Here is a 19,044-nt window from a genome sequence, read left to right on the forward strand (position 1 = left end):
ATCTGCGCCCCTTGTACCGCGTGTGGAGCGTGGTAGTTTCCGCGCCGTGACCACCATTGTCGCCTCAGAAGCGTTGTTCGAGCGCATCGAACGCACCATCGACGAACTCCGACCCTACATCGCATCCCATCGGGGGAGCGTCGAGGTGATCGACTTCGACGTGGCTGCCGGCCGCCTCCTCGTCCGTCTCGGCGGACATTGCGCCGGCTGCGCGGCCTCCACGGTCACGCTCAAGCAGGGGCTCGAGTCCCGGCTCCGCTCTGCCGTCCCAGAGGTGCTGGTCGTCGAGGCCGTGTGAGCAGATCCCGCGACGAGGAGATTCGTGCGGCACTCGACAGCGTGGTCAACCCGCGCACCGGCACGGGGCTGATCGCATCCGGGATGATCGACGGTCTCACGGTTGATGAAAGCACTGGCGACGCATCGTTCACCTTCCTGCTGCGCCGGGATGATCCTGCGACGCTGGTCCGCCAGGCTCGCCAGGCGGTCGTGACCGCGGGGCTGCCGCAGCCGCGGATCGACGTGAAGGATCCCGCCGGACCACAGAAAGTCACGCACGGTGCGCCGCAGAGCGCGCAGGCCGGCGTTCCCGCTCCCACGCCGATGCAGGTGCCCGGCGTGCACAAGGTGATCGCCGTGTCGTCGGGAAAGGGCGGAGTCGGCAAGTCGACGGTGACAGTGAATGTCGCGGTCGCGCTGGCCGAAGCGGGGTTCCGCGTCGGGATCGTCGATCTCGATTTCTACGGCCCGGACATCCCGCGCATGATGGGCGTGTACGAGAAGCCGGCGGTTCGCGACGGCCGGATCATTCCGCTCGACGCGCACGGCGTCCGGCTGATGTCGATCGGATTCCTCATCGACCGCGATGCCGCGGCGATCTGGCGCGGTCCGATCATCACCAAGATCCTCCATCAATTCCTGCACGACGTCGAATGGGGCGAGCTCGACTTCCTCCTCGCCGACATGCCTCCGGGTACCGGCGACGCACAGCTCTCACTGGTGCAACAGGTGATGGTGTCGGGTGCGGTGATCGTGACGACGCCGCAGGAAGTCGCCGTGGGCGACGCGCTGCGTGGTTCGCGCATGTTCGAGCGGGTCAACGTCCCGGTCCTCGGTGTGATCGAAAACATGAGCGGATTCATCGATCCGGTAACCGGTGCGCGTCACGATCTCTTTGGCTCGGGTGGCGGCGCAAGACTCGCCGATGAGCTCGGCGTGCCGCTCCTCGGTCAGATTCCGTTGCAGCCGGGGCTGACCGATGCAGCCGATCGCGGCGAACCGGTCGTGCTCGCGGCACCGACCTCCGCCGCCGGCGTGATGCTGCGCGAAGTCAGTACCCGGATCCGGAGCGGAGTGGAGCGCACTGGGGTCTCATTGCCGATTCTCGAATGACCGCGCGGCACGTCGCGGCGATCGCTGCACTGCCGATCGTCCTGATGATCTGTACGCCGTCCGGCGCACCGGCCCAGCAACCTGCCGGAACAGAGCAGGCGGTGACATCGTTCGTCGTGGCGCTGCAGCGCGCGGTGCGTGCAGGTGATCGCGCGGGCGTCGCACGACTCACGCACTTTCCGCTGCGGGTCAACCATGGCCCCAAGGTGCATCAGCTGGTCAGGACAAGCGCCGCGCTGCAGGCAGGCTACGCCGCGATCTTCATATCGCGGGTCCGTGACGCCATTCTCGCGCAGAAGCCGGACCGGGCCGCCCTCGGTCCGCAGGGGATTTCGATTGCACTGGGCGCCGTCTGGGCCCAGATGGTCTGCGCGCCACAGTCGCGGCGCGGATGCCGTGTCGAACTCGCCAGCGTGAATATCGACCGCTAGGCCTCGGTCTTCGGTCGGCCGGGGCGTTTCACCGCGGGGACTCCAAACTGCGGCGTGGCCCACAAATACTCGTCGGTCATCGTGTCGGCGCCGAGAAGACGGCCGGCGAAGTGCTCGTGGATGCCGCCCCGCGAGAGCAACGCGGCGCCCAGCCCCACAGTCGCCACGGTCCACGTCGTCACCCCCGCCAACACCAGCAGCAGGGTCCCGGCGACCGGCACCCATCCGAACAGGACCCAGCCGATCCAGATCGTCGCAATCGTTCCGAGACCGGTGAACAGGTAGCGGTACGAGTTCGGCGAGACGAGGACACCGCGAGCCATCCGGCGTCGCGTGATCCGCTCGCCCATCGCGTGGGCCACGGCGAGCAGCCCGCCGACCGTGGCAATCGCGACGAGCAGCGCATAGACCATGATGGCGAACGGCAGCAGCAGCGCGCCCGCGATGGTGAGCGCCAATCCGACGATGAGCAGCCCGAAGGTGGGGAGCACGAGCATCTGCCCCAGGAGCCCGGCGAGGAACGCGCGACCGAACGAATGCGTCACGGTATCGGAAACGATTTCGAGATTGGGGCGGCCGAACGTGACGAGACCGAGGCCGAGGACGATCAGGGCACAGAGGAGGCCGATGAGTCCTGCCGCGCTCTGGACGATTTCGCCACCGATTGAGATCGATCGTTCCGGGGCGAGCAAGACGATGTTGTCCGAACGACCAGGCTCCCGTGCGCGCTGATCGATCGCTGCCAACGGATCTCCCGCTGCCGCATCCGCCATGATGAATGGCGCATCCGCGGTTGTGAGAATCGATGACTCTTGCAGTTGCCGAAGCTGCCCCGATGGTCCTGCGACATCACGCACTGGCGCCGCGGTGAGGCGGCTTGTGAAGGTCAGTGCGGCGATGACGAGGAGAGCGGCACCGCGGTTACCAGCCCGCATCGGTCGTCGGCTCCGCCATCAGCCGCCGAAAACCGGTGAGAGCAACGGTATAGAGACCGGTGCCACCGAGGAAGAAGAGCAGCGCGCGTCCCGGCGCCGCCACGGTCTCGCGGATCGAGAGAAACCATGGTTCCGTTGCCGCGTGACTTGCCGACGCCTGCAGCGACAGCCATGCCGCCTGTGCGGCCTGCTGCAGTTCGGGCATCGAAACGCGGATCGCATCGGCGGGGTGCAGCGTCGCCCAGGCGAATCCCGCCGCGATGCTTCCGAGGCCGACGACGAGCGCCATGAGTGCCCGGGGGCGGGCCGCCTTGGCGCGGGGAGTGAGGATCGCAGCCCGGGCACTGGCCACCTTCGATGCGGCCAGCAGTACCCGTTCCTCGAAGCCGCGCGGCGGGTCGAAGTAGGGGAGGGTCGCAAGTGACGCGACGAGCCGGGCATCGGATTCCACCATCAGGGCGCACGTCGGGCATGTCCCAAGGTGGGACAGTACCCGCGGCGAACTGGATTCCGTCAGGAATGCATCCAGTTCATCGGCGGTCAGGTGCTGCGGATCATGCGAATTCATGCTAAAGCCTCATACGGTGACGGTGAAGTCCGGTTTCATTGGACCCGGTAGCAGGTGCCTCGTCCCGGGTCATGCTCGTGTGTCCTGCAACAGGATCCGCAACTCGTTGCGGGCCCTGTGGATGTAGGTCTTTACCGTCCCCAGCGGGAGGTTGAGAATTTCGGCAATTTCTTCATAGGGGCGGCCATCGATATGGCGCAGGATGATGCAGCTGCGGTACTCCGGGCGGAGCTTGCCAATCGCCGCTTCGATCTGTGAGCCGAGCTCCCGGCTGGTCACTTCATCGAGTTGTGATTCCCGCGCGTCGCCGATCTGCAGCGTGGTCGCCTCGACGGCATCCGACGTGGCGGCATGCGGTGATCCGTCGAGCGACAGCGTGTCGAGCCCGCGCCGCCGGAGCTGATCGATCGCGGCGTTGTTGGCGATCTTGAAGATCCAGCTGGAAAATTTGTATTCCGGCCGATAGCTGTCGATCGCGTTGAGAACCTTCATGAACGTTTCCTGCGCCAGGTCCTCCGCGAGCTCGCGGTCGCGCACCATGCGGTAGATCAGGGAAAAGACCGGCCGCTGGTATCGGCGGATCAGCTCCCGGTACGCGGCCTCGCGACCCCGGGCGGCGTGGCGAACCACATCCTGGTCGGAGAGTCCGGCCCATTCGATCGGCGTGGGGTGGGTCATTGACCGGCCGCGAGCGGCCCGCGGGCGCGCCTTGGCCCCGGAATCGGCAGTCCGGTACCTTTCGCGCCGATGCCTGCACTCGACCAGCCGCTACCGGTCACCGGAGGCCTCGCCAAGCGCGAGTACGTGCGCGGTGTCTTCACGGCGATCGCACCTCGGTACGACCTGCTCAACCACCTGCTCTCGCTCAACGCCGATCGCCGCTGGCGTCGCGCGGCAGTGGACGAGTTGCGCTGGGAAGACGCTCCGGCAGGACGCTATCTCGATCTCTGCGCCGGCACCCTCGACCTCGCCGCAGACCTCGGGAATCGGCGCGGATTCGCCGGCGAGGTCATTGCGGCCGATTTTGTCGCCGCGATGCTGCGCCGGGGGATCGGCAAGTCGTCGCGGGTCGCTCCCGCGGCGGCGGATGCGCTGACGCTGCCGTTCGCCGACGCGACGTTCGCGGGCGCCACAGTCGGGTTCGGGGTGCGCAATCTGATGGATCTCGATGCCGGCCTCCGCGAGGCTGCACGGGTACTCCGCCCAGGTGCGCGCCTGGTCGTCCTCGAATTCACCACACCACGCCGCGAGCCGATTCGCACATTGTACCTCGCATACTTGCGGCACATCCTGCCACGCATCGGTCGACTCGTGTCGAAACATAGGAGCGCCTACGACTGGCTTCCAGCGTCGGTCCTGCCGTTTCCCGATCCGCCGGCACTCGCCGCGCGACTCGAACAGGCGGGATTCGCCCCGGTGACCTGGCGCACCCGGTGGGCCGGGATCGTGGCGATTCACACGGCGGTGAGGATGCCGCGGTGAGCCTCGACACCGTGAACGAATTCCTCGCGGCGATCGACCGGGTCGGCGAACTGGTGCGGATCAGCGAGCCGGTCCGCACCCATCTTGAAATCGCCGAGATCGCCGACCGCGCCATGAAATCGCCGCGGGGCGGCCCCGCACTGCTGTTCGAAAAGCCGGTCCTTCCCGATGGCGCGGTGAGCCCGATTCCCGTGGCGATCAATCTCTTCGGATCGGAGCGGCGCATGTCGCTCGCGCTCGGAACCGAACGGCTCGACGAGATCGGCGATCGGATCGGCGAGATGATCAACCTCAAGGTCCCCGACGGATTGCTCGCCAAGCTCGCGCTGCTGCCGCGCCTCGCGGAACTGACCAGGTTTCCGCCGCGGGTTGGCTCGGGAAAACCAGCGTGCCAGCAGGTAATCTGGCAGGGGGACGAGATCGACCTCGACCGGATCCCCTTCCTGCAGACCTGGCCCGGCGACGGTGGCCGCTACATCACGCTGCCGATGGTGATCACCCGCGACCCGGTGCGGGGGACCCGCAATGTCGGGATGTACCGGGTGCAGATCCTGGGGAAACGCGATCTTGCGATGCACTGGCAGCGCCACAAGAGCGGGGCGGCGCACTGGCGCGAAATGGCGGCGCGCGGCGAACGGATGCCGGTGGCGATCGCCATCGGGGCCGACCCGGCAAGCGTCTACTCCGCGTCCGCGCCGCTCCCTCCCGGCATCGATGAATTCCTCTTCGCCGGTTTCATCCGTCGCAATCATGTGGCGCTCGCCCGCGCAGTGACCTGCGATCTCGACGTCCCGGCCGATGCCGAGATCGTGATCGAGGGGTACATCGATCCCGCCGAAGCGCTGGTCACCGAAGGTCCGTTCGGCGATCACACCGGGTTCTACTCACTCGCCGATCTCTACCCTCGCATGCACGTCACCGCGGTGACGATGCAGCGTCAGCCGACGTACATCGCCACCCTTGTCGGCCGGCCGCCGATGGAGGACTACTGGCTCGGGCACGCGACCGAACGGATCTTCCTGCCGCTGCTCAAGCTCACCGTCCCCGAAATTGTCGACTACCACATGCCGGCCGCCGGCATCTTCCACAATCTGGTGTTCGTGTCGATCGACAAGCAGTACCCCGGCCAGGCGTACAAGGTGATGCACGCGCTCTGGGGACAGGGGCTGATGTCGCTCGCGAAGGTGCTGGTGATCGTCGACAAGGATGTCAACGTGCACGACGCCGACGAGGTCTGGTGGATCGCGCTCAATCACATCGATCCGCAACGTGACACCGAATTCGTGCGCGGCCCCGTCGACGTCCTCGATCACGCGTCGCAGCAATTCACGTTCGGCAGCAAGATGGGGATCGACGCAACCCGCAAATGGCCCGAGGAAGGATTCACCCGCGAATGGCCGGAGCGGATCGTGATGGATCCCGACACGCGGCGCCGCATCGACGAACTCTGGCCCACGCTCGGGATCCGGTGACCAGCCAGCCGGTGCGCGAAGGGCAGACCTTTGGCGGCGCCTCGCGCATCGCGCGCTACGCATCGTTCGTCAAGCTGCCGCACACTGTCTTTGCGCTGCCGTTCGCGTTGCTCGGCATGCTCGCCGCCGCCCAGGTCGCGCCACTCACTCCGCGGATCGTGATCCTCGTGATCGTCGCGTTTTCGTCTGCGCGCTTTGCGGCCATGGGATTCAATCGCCTCGCCGACCGCGTCTACGACGCGAAGAATCCGCGCACCAGCGCGCGCGAGCTCCCGCGCGGTGCGATGACGGTGTTCGAAGCGTCAATGGCGGTCGTGATCGCCGGTGCACTCTTCGTCGCTGCTGCGGCAATGCTGAACACCATCTGTCTGCTGCTCTCGCCGGTGGCGCTCGGATGGATCCTCGGCTACAGCTATGCCAAGCGATTCACCCACTGGCCGCACCTCTGGCTCGGAATGTCGCTGGCGATCGCGCCGGTCGGAGGATGGCTCGCGGTCACCGGCGCATGGAGCCGTCCGTGGTGGCTCCTCGTCGCGATCACCATCGCCGTCGCGACCTGGGTCGCCGGCTTCGACATGTTCTACGCCTTGCCGGACGAAGGATTCGATCGGGACGAAGGACTCCACAGTGTCGTGGTGCGCTTCGGCCGGCGCCGGGCGATCCTGATCGCGAAGCTCCTCCATGGCGTGACGATTCCGGCGCTGATCATCTTCGGCTGGGGGGCACATTTCGGGACCCTTTATTTCGTCGGGCTCATCATCGCGATGGCGATTCTCATGTACGAGCACCGCCTGGTCCGACCCGACGATCTTTCGCGCCTCGACGCCGCATTCTTCACGTTGAACGGCGTGATGAGCATCACCGTCTTCGCCTTTGCGCTCGCCGATCGGCTGGTGGCCTGATGAGCCAGCGTCCGGTCGTCCTGGCGATCACGGGTGCGAGCGGCGCGCCATACGGTGTGCGGCTCCTCGAACTCCTGGCGCGCAACCACGTCCCGGTCGAACTGATCATCTCGTCGCACGGATGGCGGCTCCTCGAAACCGAGTCGGGGATCGCCGACGACGCGGGGCTCAAGGCGCGGACCGGCGGCGACTGGACTTCGATCACGGTCAACACCGATGACGATCGCGGTGCGCGACCGGCGTCAGGGTCGTATCGCACCGCGGGGATGGTGATCTGTCCCTGCTCGATGGGAACGGTCGCGGCGATCGCCGCCGGGACGTCGCGTTCGCTGGTCGAGCGTGCCGCCGATGTGATGCTCAAGGAGCGGCGCAAACTGATCCTTGTGCCGCGCGAAACGCCGCTGTCGCTGATCCACCTGCGCAATCTCACGACCGTGACCGAAGCGGGTGCCGTCGTGATCCCGGCCGCGCCCGGCTTCTACCATCGTCCCACGACGATCGATGAACTCGTCGATTTCATCGTGCAGCGCGTGCTCGATCAGCTGGGACTCGACATCGCCGTCGCGCCGCGCTGGCAAGGCTGACATGCGACTCGGCATCATCAGCGACACCCACGGGTTGCTGCGCCCGCAGGTGTTCGATCTCTTCGCGGGCGTCGATCACATCTTCCACGCCGGCGACGTCGGCACGCTCGACATTCTCACGGAGCTCGAGGCGATTGCGCCGCTAACCGCGGTATATGGCAACATCGACGGCGGCGATCTGCGGGCCCGGCTGCCGAGAGTGGCGCGTGTCGAACTCGACGGTTTCATCATCGTCGTGACGCACGGCGACCAGGTCGGTCGCGGAGTGCCGAGCGACGCGCTGCACGAACTCTTTCCCGATGCCGACATTCTGATCCACGGACACACCCACATCCCCAAGCTCGAGCTGGTCGACGTGGTGGTGACGGTGATGAACCCGGGTGGTGCGGGGCCGCGGCGATTCGACCTTCCCGCGTCGGTGGGGATCATGGAACTGGAGCCCGGGATTCCCCCGCGCGGGCGGCTGGTTCCGCTCACCGCCGCCGACGAGGACTGACGGCACATCCCGGCGTCAGTGCCACCCTTCCAGCGGCGACGTGCGCCGCCACGCCTCGGGGTGGTTCCGGAACCACGACATCACCAGCAGGCGTTCGTGCAGCCGCTCGGCGTCGACGCGCTCGATCGGCGCGAGCGGCTTCTCGAGCTCTGCCGTCACGACGCCGGCGAACATCTCGCGCTCGAGCGGCGACACCGGATCGGGAAACGACGCGCGGACCTCGCCGCACCGGATCAGGTAGATCCGATCGTCGCCCTGCGCTCCCGGATCGCGGTACGCGAAGGTGAGGAGTTCGAGTGCCGCGCGGGCGCGTGTTGTCGCGGCCAGCAGCCATTCGAGCGCCTCGAATTTCTCGCGCCAGCGCACCGCGCCCTCAAAATCGGCGGCGTCCGACCTCGTGGTCATCTCGTGCACGACGCGGTCGACCGGTTGCACGGCGCGCCCTTCGCAGAAATCCGCCGCCGAATCGACCCGTTCGCGGTATTGCCATTCGGCCACGAGGCCGGCGCATGGACCGAGGCAGGTCTTGAAGTCGTAGCGCGCGCAGGCGGCGCGGCGCGGCTCGCTGAAGAGCTCGCCCTGCTCGGCGTAGTGGACCGGCATGTCGGCACGGCAGTCGCGGAGGCCGAGCAGGTCCGACAGGACGCGCGCGGCGAGGTGCGTGCGCATCGGCGACGGGAGCGGCCCGTACGTCCGCCCCCGCAGCCGCTCGGGGGTGCTGGTCGCCACGAGGCGCGGGGCTGCTTCGTCGGTGAGGACCAGGAAAGCGTGACGCCGCGCCCGGTTCATCGCGACGTTGAACGGCGGGCGGTGCTTGCGGATCAGCCGCAATTCGGCGAGCGACGCTGCGAATTCGCTCGGCGCATAGTCGAACGCGATGTCGCTCGCGGCGTGCAGGATCCTCGCCTGCTTGTCGTCGGGATAGGCGGCGCGGAAGTAGGTCAGGAGCCGGGTACGCAGCGCCTTCGCCTTGCCGGCATAGAGGACCCGGCCGCTTGCGTCGAGCATCCGGTAGGTGCCGGGACGGTCCTCGGCGAGCCGCTGGACGCGGAATCGAAGGGCGGGCAGGTCGGTTGCGGGAAGCGCCAGCGCGAGCGTGGACACGGCTGCAATTTAGGTCTGGCACCGCCAGCAGAACACCGTGCTCCGGCCGTCGATCGAATGGGTTGCCGCGAGACGCGTCCCGCAGACCACGCACCGCTCCCCTTCGCGGCCATACGCGACGATCTCCAGCTGGAAATTTCCCGGCTCGCCGCGGCCGGTGACGTAGTCGCGGAAGGTCGTTCCCTCGCTCGCGATCGCTGCCGCAAGGATCCGACGTACATCGTGGTACAGCACGATCAACTGAGGGCGCGGCACGTCGCTGGCCGGCTTCGACGGATCGATGCGCGCGGCGAAGAGCGCTTCGTTGGCGTAGATGTTTCCGACCCCGACGACCGCGCGCTGGTCCATCAGCACCTTCTTGATCGGTGATCGCGAGCGGCTCATCCGGTCGGCGAACTGCTCCGCGGTGAATTCCGGGTCGAGCGGCTCGGGGCCGAGTCGCGCCTGGTACTTGTCCCATGCCGCCGGCGTCAACCATCGCAATGTTCCGATCCGCCGTACGTCGCGATACACCAGGATCGCACCGTCGTCGAGGCCGCAGCACAGCACGGCATACTTCGCTTCGGCCGGAGTCAGGGCGCGATCGTAGCGGAGCAGCGCGCCGGTCATCCCCGGCTGGACCGCAAGGATGTTCGTGTCGGTATGGATCAGCGCGTGCTTGGCGCGGCGCGTCACAGCCGTAATCTGCCGCCGCCGCAATTCCCGCAGCAGCAGTGTGCGCGAGACGGCTTCCAGCAGATCATCGTGCGACAGCGTGGCCGACACGATCGTCCGGCCGACGAGGTGCGGCCGCAGCTGGCGAACGATCGTGTCGACTTCGGGGAGTTCGGGCACCCCGGGAAAGATAGGGCGCCCCGGTCGTCACTTCCCCCGCGCGCTGCTCAGGACGAACTGGTTCCCTTCGCTGTCCTTGAATTTCGCGAACGTCCCCCACAGCATCTTCTCGGGCGGGGAGGTGAATTCCACCCCGCGCGCCGACAGTTCGGCGTGGGTCTTCGCCACGTCGTCGGTCGCGAACGATCCATTGAAGAACGATCCGACGCGGTCCTCATGCCCCTCCGGGGTGAAGAGGACGACGCCGGTCTCGGCGCGGCCGCAGCGCAGTTCGATCCACCGCTGCGACCCCATCGGCTGGTCGGTGATGACGTCGAATCCGAGCTTCTCGGTGTAGAACCGCAGGGCGCGCTCCTGATCGGCCACCGGGATTCCGACGAACTTGACCTGGGTGATCATGACCTGTCCGGGTGAGAGATGGCGCCCAATCTGTTGCGCCGTCCCGGGGGTGTCCAGCATCTTTTTCATCACTATTCCAACGGATACTATAGTGACTCACGAGACGATCCGCCTCGACCGCTACATCGTGACCACCCTGTTGCGCGACCTGGTGGGGCATGACCGCCATCCCTCGGCGTATCTCGTCTACCTCCACCTCACCATTCGTGCGACCGGCGGCCGGCACGCAACGGTCACGGCGTCGTACGAGGATCTCGCGACGGCGACCGGCCTCTCCAAGAGCGGTGTGCAGCAGGCGGTGCGGACGCTCAAGCGCCGGCGGTTGATCCGCGTCGAACGCACGACGCCAACGTCGATTCCGGAGTACGAGGTATTGACGCCGTGGCGCCGGTAGCACGCGTGTAGCGCCCGGCGCCTACGGTCCGCAGAACGGCAGTCGGTACATCCACACCGGTGCGATCTCGCCGACCAGGATCCGGCAAAAGCGCGGACCCGTTGCGGTGCGCGCCACTACATCCCATCCCACTCCGTCGTGCGCGGCGTGGATCTGCGCGACGGTCCCGGCGGAGAGCACGAAGTTCGACGCATTGGTGACGCTGTCGAGCGTCCCCGCGTAGTGACCGTAGTCCATCCGGAAGGCCGTCCCCGCCGCTTCGAGATTGCGCAGGTCGATCGCCAGGACGCGTGTACCGAGAGAAGTATCTGGCGGAAACTCATCGCCCCGGCGGGCGCACGCCGGACTCACCGAATGTGGCGGCATCGTGACGCCGAATACCTCGATCCGTTCGAGGCCGTCCGCGTCGCGCCGGCGGCCCACCACGACGTCGCGTCGAATCTGCATCATCTCGAATCCAGCCGGCAGCAGAACTCGTCCCAGTTCGCGGCCATCCGCCGCGCGCACCGACCACGTCGCTGATCCCTCGTCCCTGAGCCAGACGCGGTCGGCGCCATCAGGGACGAGTTCGCGATACGCGGTGTCGTGCGGCGGCGGCAATCGATCGATCAGCGGTCGGAGGCACGCCGAGAGGGGCTGGCCGGTCGCGTGGATCAGCGTGCGCCGGTAGGCAATCGGCGTGATGTTGCGTCGTTCTTCCGGTGTCGAAACCCAGCTGCGCACCAGCGTGCCGTTGGGGAGGTACAGCGTCCACCGCGAGGTCTGATCATCAAAGGCCACGATCGAATCGCCGCGGAGCGGGTAGATCGTCACGCGACCGCGATATTCGCCCGGTCCGCTGCCGTGCTGGCCGATGCGCGCGAGAAAGGTGCCGTGTTCCTCGTAGCGCCGGATCTGCAGCGGGTCACTTGCAACCGCGACAAGGTGACCGTCCTCCTGCCGGAATGCGCCGGTGATCCCGACCAGTTCCTGATTCGGATCGCCGGCGGTCGCGCCCACCACCGTGAGCGGTCGCGCCGTCACCGGCCACACCGGACCCTGCGCAATGACTGGCCGGGCGGCCGCCGCAAACAGCGCAGCGGAGACGGCAAGTGCGCCTGACATTGCCGTCCTCACCGAGCCCGTTCCTTCTCGCGCCACCCGATGTCGCGACGAAACTGCTTTCCGTCGAACTGCACCGCTTCCGCCGCACCACGACTCCGCTGCTGTGCTGCATCGAAGTGATCGGTGACCGCGGTGAGTGCCAGCACGCGCCCGCCGTTCACTACGAGTGCTCCATCGGGACTCCGCGCCGTTCCGGCGTGGTACGCCGTGACGCCGTCGCCGAGCTCTGCCGGCAGTGTGATGACGGCGCCGCGTTCCGGCGTGTCGGGATATCCGCGCGCCGCAACGATCGTCGTCACAGCGCTCGCAGTTCGAATCGCGATCGGCGGGAGTGCGTCTCCACGTGCTGCGGCGTCGAAGAGGCCGACCAGCCCCGACCGGACCAGCGGCAGGACGACCTGCGTTTCGGGATCGCCGAGTCGGCAGTTGAATTCGACGACGTTGGGCGTTCCATCCGGGTGGAGCATCACGCCGGCATAGAGGACGCCGCGATACGGCTCCCCTTGTCGCGCCAGTTCGGCGAGCGTCGGCAGCAGGACTTCATTCCTCACCCGTTCGAGCACCGTCGGCGTGGCGATCGACACTGGCGCGTAGGCGCCCATTCCGCCGGTATTCGGCCCGCGGTCTCCTTCCAATAGCCGCTTGTGGTCCTGCGCTGCGGGAAGGAGTGTCACGTCGCGACCGTTTGTGATGGCGAGGACCGAGAGCTCCTCGCCCTGGAGAAACTCCTCGATCACGACCATGGCACCGGCGTCGCCAAGGACGCGGTCCGCGAGCATCGAGGTCACGGCGCGCCGCGCATCACTCCTGGTTTCGCAGACCACGGCACCCTTGCCGGCCGCGAGTCCCGACGCCTTGACCACCAGCGGCTCGGCGTGCCGTTCGACGTACGCGAGAGCACGTTGCAGGTCGGTGAAGGTTTCGCTGGCGGCGGTCGGCACCCCGGCCGCGCGCATCAGATCCTTGGCGAACGATTTCGACGCTTCGATGCGTGCGCCGTGCGCTCCCGGCCCGAACACGGTCTTTCCCTCGGCGCGGAGCCGGTCGGCGAGACCGATGGCCAGTGGAAGTTCCGGACCGACGACAACCAGGTCGATCGCATACGCATCAGTGGCGTCGGCGATCCGGTCGATATCGGTCGGCTGGATGGGGAGATTGGTGGCGAGATCCGCGGTGCCGGGATTTCCCGGCGCGACGTAGAGCAGATGGGAAGCGTCGTCGGCAGCGAAGGCGTGGGCGAGGGCGTGCTCGCGGCCGCCGCTACCGACGACGAGAATCCTCATCCAACGTTTCGCTGGCGCGCTTCGTTGAAGGCATCGCGTGCCCGCTCGGCGGCCTGTTTTGCCGCGGTCTTGAGCTGGTCGGCAAAGACGTTGAACTCTTCCTTGTAGTGCTGCGCCGCGTCCTTCATGTCGTCGCGCAACGGACGCTCGTCGGCTTCCGGCGTACCGCGACGCACGTACTCACCACCGACGATCCGCTCGTAGGCGCCGCTGCGCACCCACTTCTGCACTTCGCCGGCGCGGACGACGTTCATCGGATGCGTCAACGCGAGGGTGTTGAGGACCTTGTACACGATGTCGAAGCCGTCGTGCTGCTCGGCGTACTCGCTCGCCTGGACCATGAACGGCTCCAGGTTGAGGTCGCCGGGCCGCACATTCGAGATATTGGCACCGCCGGCCATCTTCATGAACAGGCGCATCGTCGCGGCGAGATCCTGCGAGCCGAGGAGCCCGGCGCGATCGGCCGAGAGTTCGGACTTGCGCGACCATTCCAGGAACGCGAGCCGTACCGGAAGGACGACGAGTTCGACCGGAAAGGGGAGCGCGCCGATGCTGATCAGCAGCATGATCGCCGCGATCGTGCTGTACAGCGCATGCCCGCTCATCACGTGGCCGAGCTCATGGGCCAGCAGCACCCGCTGCTCGTCGGTATCGAGGAGTTCGAACGCCGACGAATGGATCACGATGAACGGATCGTCGACGCCGTACGCACCGGCGTTGAAGATCGGGGTCTGCGTAACGTACAGCTCCGGCACCTTCTCCCATCCGAAGGTGGTGCAGTTCTCGAGGTGCATTGCCCAGAGCTGCGGGAATTGCGTCGGCCCGACGCGAATCGCGTTCCCCTGGAAGAGGAGGCGGATCCCGCGTTCGCCACCGAGAATCCCGAGAATCTTGCGGATGACCTGGTCGACGCCGGGGAGTGCCCGGAGCGCCTGCAACGCGGCACGGTCAGCAGGATGCTCCCAGGACACCGGGGCGATGTCGGGGAGGGCAACGCGGGGTCGGGCAGCTGGCAGCGAAGTCATGGTTGGCTCAACGATAAGGAGTGGCGGACCCTACGCGCCCTGGCAGGTCGAGTTTCATGGTGCACCGTGTCCGCCGGTCAACGGAGTGCCCGATCGAGGTCGGCCATCAGGTCGCGGACATCCTCGATCCCGACGGAAAGCCGGACCAGCGAATCGGTGAGCCCCATCTCTTCCCGCATCGCCTTGGGCACCGAGGCGTGCGTCATCGACGCCGGATGTCCGATCAGGCTTTCAACCCCGCCGAGCGATTCCGCGAGGGTGAAGATGCGCGTCCCTTCGGCGACGGTGCGCGCCCGTTCGACCGAGCCAAGCTCGATCGAGATGATGCCGCCGAATGCGGACATCTGCCGTGACGCGAGCGCGTGCTGCGGGTGGCTGGACAGTCCGGGATAATAGACCCGCGGAATATCCTTGCGCGACGCGAGCCACTGAGCCAGCTGCATGGCATTGTCGCAGTGGGCCCGCATGCGAAGCGGCAGCGTCTTGACGCCGCGGAGCGCCAGCCAGCAATCGAACGGGCCCGGGACCGCACCACTGGCGTTCTGGATGAACCCGATCCGCTCGGCGAGATCGTCGCGCGACGTGATCAGCGCTCCACCGACCATGTCGGAGTGACCGTTGAGATATTTGGTCGTGGAGTGGAGCACGATGTCGGCGCCGAGCGCCAGCGGGCGTTGCAGCATCGGGGTGGCGAAGGTGTTGTCGGCGACGAGCACCACGCCGCGGGCCTGCGCGAGGTCGCCCAGCTGCGCGAGATCCGCGAGAAACATCATCGGGTTGGTCGGCGTCTCGCAGTAGATCATCCTGGTGTTCGGCTGCATCGCAGCGTCGACACGTGCGGTCTCGCGCATGTCGACAAAGGTGAACGAGAGGCCGAACTGACCGTAGATCCGTTCCATCTGACGATGGCTGCCGCCGTAGATGTTGTTCCCGACGACGACGTGATCGCCGGCAGCAAGCAGCTTGAGCACCGCGTCCAGCGCGGCGAGTCCCGACGCGAACGCAAAGGCATGCGTCGCGCCTTCGAGCGCGGCGAGATTCCGTTGCCAGGCGTTGCGCGTCGGATTGCTCGTCCGCGCGTATTCGAAGCCGTTGTGCGGCTTGCCGAGCCCGTCCTGGGCATAGGTCGAGGTCTGATAGATCGGCGGCATCACGGCGCCGGAGAGCGGGTCGGGAATCGCGCCCGCATGCACGGCGAGCGTGGCGATGCGCTGGTCGGTCTGATCGTCGTGGGCGTGAGTCATTTGGCGCGCCGGGTCTGGGTAGAAGGGAAGCGGGTGTTGCGGCCGGCAAAGCGCCGCCGCATCACGTCAATCGCTTCAGGATTGCTGTCAATCAGTACCACGTCGCGGCCATGCCGGTCGGCGGCGTCGCCGAACGAGCCGCTCCCCGCGAAGAAGTCGCACAGCATCGCGCCAGGTTCCGAATGCACCTTGACGATCCGCTCGAGGATGCCGACCGGCTTCTGCGTCGGATAGCCGGTGCGCTCCCTCCCCGTGGGACTGACGATCGTGTGCCACCAGGTATCGGTCGGCGTCTTGCCGCGCGCCGCCTTGGCCGGTCCGACGAGCTGCGGCGCCATGTAGGCGATCCGGTCGGCATCGTCGAGACGGAAGGTGTAGCGGGCGGGATCGCGAGTGTACCAGAGAATGTTGTCGTGCTTGGCGGGCCAGCGCGTGGTCGACCGCGCGCCGTAGTCGTACGCCCAGATGATTTCGTTCTGGAAGGACGCCCGGCCGAAGATCTGATCGAGCAGCACCTTCACATAATGGACTTCTCGAACATCGAGATGCACGAAGAGGCTCCCGGTGCTCGTGAGCACGCGGTGCGCCTCCCGGAGTCTCGGCTCGAGAAAGCCGATGTAGTCGTCGAAGGTGTCGGGATAGCTGCGGGTGTCGAGCCGAAGCGTGCGATAGCGGCGCTGCTGAAAGCCGGTGCGGTCGCCGGTGTCGTCGCGAACCGTGCGCGTCCGTGTCAGGCGCCGCGGCGAGCCGGTGTTGAATGGCGGGTCGATATAGATCAGATCGAACCGGCGATCGGGGAATCGGCGCAACACGTCGAGATTGTCGCCCAGATGGATGTCGATCACGCCGCCTCCGCGTTCGCGCCCGGGACGAATCTACTCCTGATCACTGCCCGCTGCCCCCGGTTCACTGTATTTTGCGCGCATGGCGTCTGACAGCGGTCCGCATGAAGTGCCGATCCCGCGCGTCCTGATCGTTGACGACGATTATCGCGTGCGCGAGATCCTCGCGCGCGTGCTGAAGACCCAGGGGTACCACGTCAGCGAAGCCGGCGACACCGACTCCGCGCTCGCGATGCTCGCCAGCAGCGGCGAGGTGCCACTGGTCCTGAGCGACCTGCACATGCCGGGGCGCGACGGGATGGAACTCCTGCGCGAAGTGCGCGGCCGCTATCCCGACACAGCTGTCGTGATGCTGACCGGCGATGGCGAAGTCGCCACCGCGGTGGAGTGTCTCAAGATCGGCGCGCGCGACTATCTCTCGAAGCCGGTGCAGGCACAGGAAGTCCGTGCGCGCATCGAGAAGGCGCTCGCCGAACGCCGCATGTCGCTGGAGATCCGCCGGCTCAAGGAAAGCTACCAGCAGGACCTCGAGCGGCAGGTGCAGCAGCTGTCGCGAAAGAATCAGGCAATGTTCCTCGCGCAGGTGCAGATGGCCGTCACGATGCTGGAGGCGAAGGATCCATACACGCGCGGCCACTCGGCGCGGGTATCGATCTACGCCGTCGCCACCGGCCGGCAGCTCGGGCTCGACAGCGCCATGCTCGAACAGATCCGGCTCGGCGGCGAACTGCACGACATCGGCAAGATCGGGACGCGCGATGCCGTCCTGCACAAGCCCGACGCGCTCACCCCCGAGGAATTCGCCGAGATGCGGCGTCACACGGTCGAAGGCGAAGCGATGCTCAGCGTCCTCCGCGCCGATCACCCGGAGGTGCTGCACATCGTGCGGTGGCATCACGAGCGCCTCGATGGCACCGGATTCCCGGATGGGCTGGTCGGCGACCAGATCCCGATCGCGGCGCGGATCGTGTCGGTTGTGGATGCGTTCGACGCGATGACGTCCACCCGCGCGTATCGCGAACATCAAGGAGCCCAGGTGTCGATTGCCGAATTGCAGCGGTGCGCCGGGCGACAGTTCGACCCCCGGATCGTCGAGGCGTTCCTCGGCGCCTATCCCGGCCCCGACGCCCTGCCGATCCGGGTGTGACCGCCAACTCCGAAGGATCTCCCGCCGGGACATTGATGATCTCGGTTTCCGGCATGCGTGGTCTCGTCGGAACCGATCTCACGCCGGAAATCGTCGCCCGTCACGCCGCGGCCCTCGGTGCCTGGGTTCGCTCGAGTGGTGGAACCCACGTCGTGCTCGGTCGCGACGCGCGCACCTCGGGCGAGATGTTCGCGCGGGCAGCAACCGCCGGGTTGCAATCGGTCGGCGTCGACGTGATCGATGTCGGCGTCGCGCCCACGCCCACGGTGCAGATGGCCGTCGAGCACCACTGTGCCGGCGCCGGCTTGATCATCACGGCGAGTCACAATCCGATCGAATGGAACGCCCTCAAGTTCGTCGGGCCCGACGGAATCTTCCTCGACGCCGCGGCCGGCGCGACGGTACGTGCGCTCGCCGCGGACGGTCCCCAGCGCGCCGGATGGGATGAGATTGGCAGCGCCACGATTGACGACGGCGCCATCGCTCGCCATCTCGACGCCATCCTTGCCCTCCCCGATATCGACGCCGAGGCGATTCGCGCCCGCGGATTCCATGTGGCACTCGATTGCGTCCGGGGTGCCGGTGCGCCCACCATGCTGGCGCTCTTCGACCGCCTCGGCGTCCGGGTGAGCGGCATCAATCTCGAAAGTGATGGCCGATTTCCGCGCCCCCCGGAGCCGGTCCCCGAGAATCTCGGCGCGCTCGGCGAACTGGTGCAGCAGTCGGCCGCCGACATCGGGATGGCCGTCGACCCCGACGTCGATCGCCTGGCGCTCGTCGACGAGACCGGCGCTCCGATCGGCGAGGATTACACCCTTGCCCTCGCCATCCGTGCGGTACTCGCGAGGCAAATGCCGGGAAGTACGCCGCCGGTCGTGGTCGCCAACCTCTCCACATCACTGGTCGTGGCAGATGCCGCCCGCGCAGGTGGCGCTCGATTCCTTCAGGCCCCGGTTGGCGAGGCGAACGTTGCCCGGGCGATCGTCGCCAACGGCGCCACCATCGGTGGCGAGGGGAACGGCGGCGTGATCCTCCCAGCGCTTCACGTCGGGCGCGACGCTCCCTTGGGGGCGGCCCTCATCTTGCAATACCTCGCCGGCCTGGGTCGGTCGCTCTCTGCCATGGTTCGGGAGGCGCCCCGATACGTCATTGTCAAAGCAAAGGCCGAACGCGGTGGCGATCTCGAAGCGCAATATCGGCGGCTTGCGGCGATCTTTCCCGACGCCGAACTCGACCGGCGTGATGGCCTCCGTCTCGGATGGTCCGACCGATGGCTTCACGTCAGGCCGTCGGGGACCGAGCCGATCGTTCGCCTGATTGCCGAGGCGCCGACTATCGAAGGAGCAGACGCACTGATTGCCCGGGCGCGCGACGCCCGCGAGGGTTAGCGGGAATACAGCACCACT

22 protein-coding genes are annotated in these 19,044 nt (G+C 66.9%); 11 read left to right on the forward strand and 11 right to left on the reverse strand.

Annotation, left to right across the window (positions count from 1 at the left end; genetic code table 11):
• Positions 1-46: 46 nt before the first annotated feature.
• The 3 genes from VGM20_00080 to VGM20_00090 are packed head-to-tail and all read left to right on the forward strand — an operon-like array spanning position 47 to position 1,823.
• Positions 47-298 carry a NifU family protein gene (locus tag VGM20_00080; protein ID HEY4099251.1) on the forward strand — a complete coding sequence of 84 codons (252 nt, stop codon included), beginning with the start codon at positions 47-49 and terminating at the stop codon, positions 296-298.
• Complete coding sequence (locus VGM20_00085) at positions 295-1,392, forward strand: Mrp/NBP35 family ATP-binding protein (GenBank protein ID HEY4099252.1); 1,098 nt, start codon at positions 295-297, stop codon at positions 1,390-1,392. Before VGM20_00080 ends, VGM20_00085 begins: the two co-directional genes overlap by 4 nt.
• Positions 1,389-1,823 (forward strand): hypothetical protein, encoded by a 435-nt coding sequence (locus VGM20_00090; protein HEY4099253.1) that lies wholly within the window; start codon positions 1,389-1,391, stop codon positions 1,821-1,823. The genes VGM20_00085 and VGM20_00090 overlap by 4 nt, the downstream gene beginning before the upstream one ends.
• Here VGM20_00090 and VGM20_00095 read toward each other — a convergent pair.
• From VGM20_00095 to VGM20_00105, 3 genes are all read right to left on the reverse strand, one after another.
• Positions 1,820-2,758: a hypothetical protein gene (locus tag VGM20_00095; GenBank protein HEY4099254.1), complete on the reverse strand. Its 939-nt coding sequence runs from the start codon at positions 2,756-2,758 to the stop codon at positions 1,820-1,822. The genes VGM20_00090 and VGM20_00095 overlap by 4 nt on opposite strands.
• On the reverse strand, positions 2,745-3,326 hold the full coding sequence (locus VGM20_00100; GenBank protein ID HEY4099255.1) for a hypothetical protein: 582 nt from the start codon (positions 3,324-3,326) through the stop codon (positions 2,745-2,747). Before VGM20_00100 ends, VGM20_00095 begins: the two co-directional genes overlap by 14 nt.
• 69 nt (positions 3,327-3,395) lie before the next feature.
• Positions 3,396-4,004 carry a sigma-70 family RNA polymerase sigma factor gene (locus tag VGM20_00105; protein ID HEY4099256.1) on the reverse strand — a complete coding sequence of 203 codons (609 nt, stop codon included), beginning with the start codon at positions 4,002-4,004 and terminating at the stop codon, positions 3,396-3,398.
• A gap of 69 nt (positions 4,005-4,073) precedes the next feature.
• On the opposite strand from VGM20_00105, the gene VGM20_00110 reads away from it, so the two are divergent.
• The 5 genes from VGM20_00110 to VGM20_00130 are packed head-to-tail and all read left to right on the forward strand — an operon-like array spanning position 4,074 to position 8,262.
• On the forward strand, positions 4,074-4,808 hold the full coding sequence (locus VGM20_00110; GenBank protein HEY4099257.1) for a ubiquinone/menaquinone biosynthesis methyltransferase: 735 nt from the start codon (positions 4,074-4,076) through the stop codon (positions 4,806-4,808).
• Positions 4,805-6,280, forward strand: a complete 1,476-nt coding sequence (locus VGM20_00115; GenBank protein ID HEY4099258.1) for a menaquinone biosynthesis decarboxylase — start codon at positions 4,805-4,807, stop codon at positions 6,278-6,280. The genes VGM20_00110 and VGM20_00115 overlap by 4 nt, the downstream gene beginning before the upstream one ends.
• On the forward strand, positions 6,277-7,182 hold the full coding sequence (locus tag VGM20_00120; protein HEY4099259.1) for a UbiA-like polyprenyltransferase: 906 nt from the start codon (positions 6,277-6,279) through the stop codon (positions 7,180-7,182). Before VGM20_00115 ends, VGM20_00120 begins: the two co-directional genes overlap by 4 nt.
• Entirely contained in the window at positions 7,182-7,766 is a 585-nt protein-coding gene (locus VGM20_00125; GenBank protein HEY4099260.1) for a flavin prenyltransferase UbiX, read from the forward strand. Before VGM20_00120 ends, VGM20_00125 begins: the two co-directional genes overlap by 1 nt.
• Position 7,767: 1 nt before the next feature.
• Positions 7,768-8,262, forward strand: a complete 495-nt coding sequence (locus tag VGM20_00130; GenBank protein ID HEY4099261.1) for a metallophosphoesterase family protein — start codon at positions 7,768-7,770, stop codon at positions 8,260-8,262.
• A gap of 15 nt (positions 8,263-8,277) precedes the next feature.
• Here the strand turns inward: VGM20_00130 and VGM20_00135 are convergent, their stop codons facing one another.
• Genes VGM20_00135 through VGM20_00145 form a run of 3 tightly spaced genes read right to left on the reverse strand, consistent with a single transcriptional unit; the run spans position 8,278 to position 10,668 of the window.
• Positions 8,278-9,366, reverse strand: coding sequence for a hypothetical protein (locus VGM20_00135; protein ID HEY4099262.1), 1,089 nt, complete (start codon positions 9,364-9,366; stop codon positions 8,278-8,280).
• A 9-nt stretch (positions 9,367-9,375) separates the two neighbouring features.
• Positions 9,376-10,200, reverse strand: coding sequence for a bifunctional DNA-formamidopyrimidine glycosylase/DNA-(apurinic or apyrimidinic site) lyase (gene mutM, locus VGM20_00140; GenBank protein HEY4099263.1), 825 nt, complete (start codon positions 10,198-10,200; stop codon positions 9,376-9,378).
• Between the two features lie 27 nt (positions 10,201-10,227).
• Positions 10,228-10,668, reverse strand: coding sequence for a VOC family protein (locus VGM20_00145; GenBank protein ID HEY4099264.1), 441 nt, complete (start codon positions 10,666-10,668; stop codon positions 10,228-10,230).
• A 22-nt stretch (positions 10,669-10,690) separates the two neighbouring features.
• On the opposite strand from VGM20_00145, the gene VGM20_00150 reads away from it, so the two are divergent.
• On the forward strand, positions 10,691-10,993 hold the full coding sequence (locus tag VGM20_00150; protein HEY4099265.1) for a helix-turn-helix domain-containing protein: 303 nt from the start codon (positions 10,691-10,693) through the stop codon (positions 10,991-10,993).
• A 21-nt stretch (positions 10,994-11,014) separates the two neighbouring features.
• On the opposite strand, the gene VGM20_00155 is transcribed toward VGM20_00150, so the two are convergent.
• From VGM20_00155 to VGM20_00175, 5 genes are all read right to left on the reverse strand, one after another.
• Positions 11,015-12,097 carry a hypothetical protein gene (locus VGM20_00155; GenBank protein HEY4099266.1) on the reverse strand — a complete coding sequence of 361 codons (1,083 nt, stop codon included), beginning with the start codon at positions 12,095-12,097 and terminating at the stop codon, positions 11,015-11,017.
• 8 nt (positions 12,098-12,105) lie between these two features.
• Entirely contained in the window at positions 12,106-13,380 is a 1,275-nt protein-coding gene (gene purD / locus VGM20_00160) for a phosphoribosylamine--glycine ligase (protein ID HEY4099267.1), read from the reverse strand.
• A complete protein-coding gene (locus tag VGM20_00165) occupies positions 13,377-14,405 on the reverse strand; it encodes a M48 family metallopeptidase (GenBank protein ID HEY4099268.1) in 1,029 nt (342 codons plus the stop codon). The genes purD and VGM20_00165 overlap by 4 nt, the downstream gene beginning before the upstream one ends.
• Positions 14,406-14,482: 77 nt before the next feature.
• Positions 14,483-15,649: a cystathionine gamma-synthase gene (locus tag VGM20_00170; GenBank protein ID HEY4099269.1), complete on the reverse strand. Its 1,167-nt coding sequence runs from the start codon at positions 15,647-15,649 to the stop codon at positions 14,483-14,485.
• Entirely contained in the window at positions 15,646-16,494 is an 849-nt protein-coding gene (locus VGM20_00175; protein ID HEY4099270.1) for a site-specific DNA-methyltransferase, read from the reverse strand. The genes VGM20_00170 and VGM20_00175 overlap by 4 nt, the downstream gene beginning before the upstream one ends.
• Positions 16,495-16,573: 79 nt before the next feature.
• Between VGM20_00175 and VGM20_00180 the strand changes: the two genes are divergently transcribed.
• Positions 16,574-17,638 (forward strand): HD domain-containing phosphohydrolase, encoded by a 1,065-nt coding sequence (locus VGM20_00180; protein ID HEY4099271.1) that lies wholly within the window; start codon positions 16,574-16,576, stop codon positions 17,636-17,638.
• Positions 17,639-17,673: 35 nt separating this feature from the next.
• Positions 17,674-19,026: a phosphoglucosamine mutase gene (gene glmM / locus VGM20_00185; GenBank protein HEY4099272.1), complete on the forward strand. Its 1,353-nt coding sequence runs from the start codon at positions 17,674-17,676 to the stop codon at positions 19,024-19,026.
• Positions 19,027-19,044: the final 18 nt, after the last annotated feature.

The organism is Gemmatimonadales bacterium (genome assembly GCA_036500345.1).
Lineage (GTDB): Bacteria > Gemmatimonadota > Gemmatimonadetes > Gemmatimonadales > GWC2-71-9 > Palsa-1233.

Bases quoted from the DNA above. Each gene is read 5' to 3' on its own strand.
- VGM20_00180 (HEY4099271.1), top strand. From the start codon at position 16,574: ATGGCGTCTGACAGCGGTCCGCATGAAGTGCCGATCCCGCGCGTCCTG.
- VGM20_00095 (HEY4099254.1), bottom strand. From the start codon at position 2,758: ATGCGGGCTGGTAACCGCGGTGCCGCTCTCCTCGTCATCGCCGCACTG.
- VGM20_00130 (HEY4099261.1), top strand. From the start codon at position 7,768: ATGCGACTCGGCATCATCAGCGACACCCACGGGTTGCTGCGCCCGCAG.
- VGM20_00090 (HEY4099253.1), top strand. From the start codon at position 1,389: ATGACCGCGCGGCACGTCGCGGCGATCGCTGCACTGCCGATCGTCCTG.
- VGM20_00170 (HEY4099269.1), bottom strand. From the start codon at position 15,649: ATGACTCACGCCCACGACGATCAGACCGACCAGCGCATCGCCACGCTC.
- glmM (HEY4099272.1), top strand. From the start codon at position 17,674: ATGATCTCGGTTTCCGGCATGCGTGGTCTCGTCGGAACCGATCTCACG.
- VGM20_00110 (HEY4099257.1), top strand. From the start codon at position 4,074: ATGCCTGCACTCGACCAGCCGCTACCGGTCACCGGAGGCCTCGCCAAG.
- VGM20_00145 (HEY4099264.1), bottom strand. From the start codon at position 10,668: ATGAAAAAGATGCTGGACACCCCCGGGACGGCGCAACAGATTGGGCGC.
- VGM20_00100 (HEY4099255.1), bottom strand. From the start codon at position 3,326: ATGAATTCGCATGATCCGCAGCACCTGACCGCCGATGAACTGGATGCA.
- VGM20_00155 (HEY4099266.1), bottom strand. From the start codon at position 12,097: ATGTCAGGCGCACTTGCCGTCTCCGCTGCGCTGTTTGCGGCGGCCGCC.
- VGM20_00165 (HEY4099268.1), bottom strand. From the start codon at position 14,405: ATGACTTCGCTGCCAGCTGCCCGACCCCGCGTTGCCCTCCCCGACATC.
- purD (HEY4099267.1), bottom strand. From the start codon at position 13,380: ATGAGGATTCTCGTCGTCGGTAGCGGCGGCCGCGAGCACGCCCTCGCC.
- VGM20_00105 (HEY4099256.1), bottom strand. From the start codon at position 4,004: ATGACCCACCCCACGCCGATCGAATGGGCCGGACTCTCCGACCAGGAT.
- VGM20_00125 (HEY4099260.1), top strand. From the start codon at position 7,182: ATGAGCCAGCGTCCGGTCGTCCTGGCGATCACGGGTGCGAGCGGCGCG.